The organism is Vibrio ruber DSM 16370, from assembly GCF_900163965.1.
Lineage (GTDB): Bacteria > Pseudomonadota > Gammaproteobacteria > Enterobacterales > Vibrionaceae > Vibrio > Vibrio ruber.
The window spans coordinates 1-1,451 of the sequence record NZ_FULE01000090.1 but is presented as its reverse complement, the minus strand read 5'-3'; the positions used below and the strand labels follow the sequence as shown (position 1 = coordinate 1,451).

Here is a 1,451-nt window from a genome sequence, read left to right as displayed (position 1 = left end):
TATCCGGGAGACACACGGCGGGTGCTAACGTCCGTCGTGGAGAGGGAAACAACCCAGACCGCCAGCTAAGGTCCCAAATTACAGCTAAGTGGGAAACGATGTGGGAAGGCTCAGACAGCTAGGATGTTGGCTTAGAAGCAGCCATCATTTAAAGAAAGCGTAATAGCTCACTAGTCGAGTCGGCCTGCGCGGAAGATGTAACGGGGCTAAGCTGTAAACCGAAGCTGCGGCAATGTACTTTAGTATATTGGGTAGGGGAGCGTTCTGTAAGCCGTTGAAGGTGGATTGTAAAGTCTGCTGGAGGTATCAGAAGTGCGAATGCTGACATGAGTAACGACAAAGGGGGTGAAAAACCCCCTCGCCGGAAGACCAAGGGTTCCTGTCCAACGTTAATCGGGGCAGGGTGAGTCGACCCCTAAGGCGAGGCCGAAAGGCGTAGTCGATGGGAAACGGGTTAATATTCCCGTACTTGTTGTGAATGCGATGGGGGGACGGAGAAGGCTAGGTGGGCCTGGCGACGGTCGTCCAGGTTCAAGTGCGTAGGCTGTAGAGTTAGGCAAATCCGGCTCTACGATAGGCTGAGACACGATGTCGAGTCACCAAGGTGATGAAGTCATTGATGCCATGCTTCCGGGAAAAGCCTCTAAGCTTCAGTTCACAAGAAATCGTACCCCAAACCGACACAGGTGGTCGGGTAGAGAATACCAAGGCGCTTGAGAGAACTCGGGTGAAGGAACTAGGCAAAATGGTACCGTAACTTCGGGAGAAGGTACGCTCTTGCTGGTGAAGTCCCTTGCGGATGGAGCTGATGAGAGTCGCAGATACCAGGTGGCTGCAACTGTTTATTAAAAACACAGCACTGTGCAAAATCGTAAGATGACGTATACGGTGTGACGCCTGCCCGGTGCCGGAAGGTTAATTGATGGGGTTAGCTTAGGCGAAGCTCTTGATCGAAGCCCCGGTAAACGGCGGCCGTAACTATAACGGTCCTAAGGTAGCGAAATTCCTTGTCGGGTAAGTTCCGACCTGCACGAATGGCGTAATGATGGCCACGCTGTCTCCACCCGAGACTCAGTGAAATTGAAATCGCTGTGAAGATGCAGTGTACCCGCGGCTAGACGGAAAGACCCCGTGAACCTTTACTACAGCTTGGCACTGAACATTGAGCCTACATGTGTAGGATAGGTGGGAGGCTTTGAAGCAGTCACGCTAGTGACTGTGGAGCCGACCTTGAAATACCACCCTTGTATGTTTGATGTTCTAACTTGGCCCCATTATCTGGGGTGAGGACAGTGCCTGGTGGGTAGTTTGACTGGGGCGGTCTCCTCCCAAAGTGTAACGGAGGAGCACGAAGGTGGGCTAATCACGGTTGGACATCGTGAGGTTAGTGCAATGGCATAAGCCCGCTTAACTGCGAGAGTGACGGCTCGAGCAGGTGCGAAAGCAGGTCA

At 52.9% G+C, this 1,451-nt stretch carries 1 rRNA gene; it reads left to right on the top strand.

The features are described from left to right. A 23S ribosomal RNA gene (locus VR7878_RS20375) occupies positions 1-1,451 on the top strand; the annotation flags it as partial.